Source organism: Eubacterium sp. BIOML-A2, from assembly GCF_009680135.1.
Classification (GTDB): domain Bacteria; phylum Bacillota; class Clostridia; order Lachnospirales; family Lachnospiraceae; genus Faecalicatena; species Faecalicatena contortus_B.
On the sequence record NZ_WKZK01000111.1, the window covers coordinates 1 to 2,950 of the forward strand.

Genomic DNA, 2,950 nt, shown 5'->3' on the forward strand with positions numbered 1-2,950 from the left:
TAAAACTGGCCGTTTAATATGGCCCTGACTGGCCGGGAAATGCGGCCCTGCTGGCCGCAGAAAGTGGCTGTTTGCACTGTGTGTCCGTTTCTCGCTAAAATTCCGCCCTCTTTTGCTATTAGAGGAAACATATGGCCGGGACGGCGGAAATCTGCTGCAGAGGCATGCTCTGATACACACATGCGGGCAGTAAAACCTCTTTCCCCGGCGGAAATGCCGGTGGTGGTATCTTTGTGGTCAATGGATACTGTGAAAGCAGTATCGTGGTTATCTGAATTTTTCTCAACCATAGGGGGCAGCATAAGCCGCTCTGCAATTTCTCTGCTCATTGGCATGCAAATTAATCCCTTTGCAAAGCTCGCCATAAAGTTAACATTTTCTGTTGTTGCGTACTCGGCTGCACATATAAGATCGCCCTCATTTTCTCTGTCTTCATCGTCCATGACGAGAATTAATTTTCCTGCCTGTAATGTTTCGACCGCTTTTTTTATTGAATCCAGCTTCATTTTGAATGCCCTCCTAATATCCATTTTTAAGTAGAAACTCTTTTGTTATCATAGATGTATCTTCTTTGCCCAGAAGCTTCTCCACATATTTACCGATACAGTTATTCTCAAGATTGACGGTATCGCCGTTCCTTTTTGTGATTAGTGCTGTATGTGCCAGAGTATGGGGGATCACAGAGACACGAAAACTGTTTCCGGATACCGCTGCAACCGTAAGACTGATCCCGTCTATCGCAATAGAACCTTTTTCAATAATGTACCGCGCGATTTTATCGGTTGTCTGAATTGTGTACCATACAGCAATCGTATCCTTTTGAATTTTAGAAATAGTCCCTGTGCCGTCAATATGGCCTGTAACGATATGTCCGCCAAACCGCCCGCCTGCCGGCATTGCTCTTTCCAGATTAACGGGACTTCCCTGCTTCAGGCCGGAGAGGGCCGTCCTGCTTAGCGTTTCGTGCATGACATCTGCGGTAAACGAGGATGCCTCATGAGCAGCGGCAGTCAGGCAGATGCCGTTCACAGCGATACTGTCTCCGGTTTTGATATCTTCCAAGATTGTTTTTGCATAGATAATCAATCGGACAGAATTCCCCTTTTTATGTATACCGGAAATATTCCCAACTTCCTCTATGATTCCAGTGAACATGGATATATCACCTCACTTTCGATAAGAAAATCATCCCCGATCTGAGAAACAGAAGACGTTTTTAGCTGAAAAGCTTCGTTCGGAAAAGCAACGCCGTTTCCACCCACAGGAGTGCTGGCTGCACCGCCGAAAAGTTTGGGGGCGATATAAATCTCTGTCTCATCCACGATCTTTTGGTCTAAGGCGCTCCAGTTTAAAGTACTGCCGCCCTCTAAGAGAACACTGTCAATATTTCGGCTGCCCAGGTCAGCCATAAGGTCTGTAAGGTCTATATGGCCGTCTATTTCCTTCACGTCTATCAGTGCGCAGTTTTTTTCCAGGTATTGTCTCCGTTTCCCTTCATCTTTGCTGCTGGTAGCCAGAAAGGTTGTGACGGAACCGGCTGTCTGGACAACATTTGATTCCAGGGGAGTCCGCAGGTGTGTGTCACAAATGATCCGGGCCGGACTCCTGCCATTTTCCAGACGGCAGGTTAACGATGGATTATCATATATGACCGTATTCACGCCCACCATAATTGCTGAAAAAGCATGCCTTGTCTGATGCACCCGCTGTCTGGCCTCCTTGCCGGTTATCCATTTTGAGCGTTTGGTGTAAGTGGCGATTTTTCCATCCATTGTCATAGCGTATTTCATTAGGACAAAGGGATTTTTTGTTGTTATGAATTTGCGGAATACCTTTATCAGTTTTCTGCAGTCTTCTTCCAGAACGCCAACCTCAACCTGGATCTGATTGTTTTGTAAGATCTCAACACTTTTTCCTGCCATGACCGGATTGGGATCCAGCGTGCCGATCACCACTTTTGCTATTCCACTGCGGATTATGGCCTCGGTGCAGGGGGGAGTTTTCCCGTAGTGGCAGCAGGGCTCCAGGGTTACGTACAGGACGGCCCCTTCCGGAGAATCCGTACAGTTACGAAGGGCATTTCTTTCAGCATGCGGCCCCCCGAAGTATTCATGCCAGCCCTGCCCGATCACCTTGCCGTTCTTTACAATAACAGCCCCGACCATTGGATTCGGATTCACGAACCCACAGCCCTTTTTTGCAAGCGCCAATGCGGATTGCATGTGTTTTAAATTATCCATATCATCACCTCCGAAAAAAATAAATGCCTTGAATAAAATCTATCCAAGACATTTAAAAAGGTAATTTATGCGATCTAAACAAAAAACTCTGAAATGATAGAATCATCTCAGAGTATATAAAAAGCATGTTTACTTTTCATCTTCTTTTATCCAGACTTTACTGTCGGCTTCGGAGTTGCACCGAATCATACCTTGCGGCTCGTGGGCTGTACCACCGGTAGGGAATTGCACCCTGCCCTGAAGATAGTTTGTTATTCAATTAAATTTATTATAGTGGGGCAGGTACGAACTGTCAATATAGTTTATGGAATTTAGAGGAAATAGGGTATTCCAATTTATCGTATGATGATTCCAAAATTGAATAAGCAGTAATGCCGAGAAGAAATAAAAAAATTGCACAGTAATGAGGGGAAAATATGATTGCATTCATTCCCGCCAGGGAGTACAATATAAGAATAATGATCTCATAGGAGATAGATACAAGGAAGATACAGAGCAAAGCTCTTTTTTGCGAGTTTCTGCCTTAACAGGCGGACGGCGTTGGAAGTTTTAGGGGGGCTGCCATAGCCGGGAGAATGATGATTACGCAGAGGTATGAGACCTATAGAGAATTGCAGTGAATTTGCGGGAGGATATAGTGGCTCAGTTGTCAAGACAAAAATCTAAGATTTTTATAATGAACTGATATGGTGGACAAGTTACAAGGAACA

3 protein-coding genes and 1 riboswitch are annotated in these 2,950 nt (G+C 45.1%); all 3 genes read right to left on the reverse strand.

Annotated features, from left to right (window positions below):
- The coding region (locus GKG43_RS22595) for a 3,4-dihydroxy-2-butanone-4-phosphate synthase (protein WP_173020146.1) at positions 1–506 on the reverse strand (506 nt) is incomplete at its 3' end.
- Between the two features lie 13 nt (positions 507–519).
- The gene (locus GKG43_RS22600; RefSeq protein WP_055152668.1) at positions 520–1,155 is read right to left on the reverse strand and encodes a riboflavin synthase; all 636 of its coding nucleotides are present in this window, start codon (positions 1,153–1,155) and stop codon (positions 520–522) included.
- Entirely contained in the window at positions 1,137–2,240 is a 1,104-nt protein-coding gene (gene ribD / locus GKG43_RS22605) for a bifunctional diaminohydroxyphosphoribosylaminopyrimidine deaminase/5-amino-6-(5-phosphoribosylamino)uracil reductase RibD (protein ID WP_055152666.1), read from the reverse strand. The genes GKG43_RS22600 and ribD overlap by 19 nt, the downstream gene beginning before the upstream one ends.
- A 134-nt stretch (positions 2,241–2,374) precedes the next feature.
- Positions 2,375–2,489: riboswitch (FMN riboswitch) on the reverse strand.
- Between the last annotated feature and the right edge of the window lie 461 nt (positions 2,490–2,950).

Excerpts from the sequence above, each read along its gene's own strand:
- ribD (WP_055152666.1), bottom strand. The coding sequence starts at position 2,240 with ATGGATAATTTAAAACACATGCAATCCGCATTGGCGCTTGCAAAAAAG.
- GKG43_RS22600 (WP_055152668.1), bottom strand. The coding sequence starts at position 1,155 with ATGTTCACTGGAATCATAGAGGAAGTTGGGAATATTTCCGGTATACAT.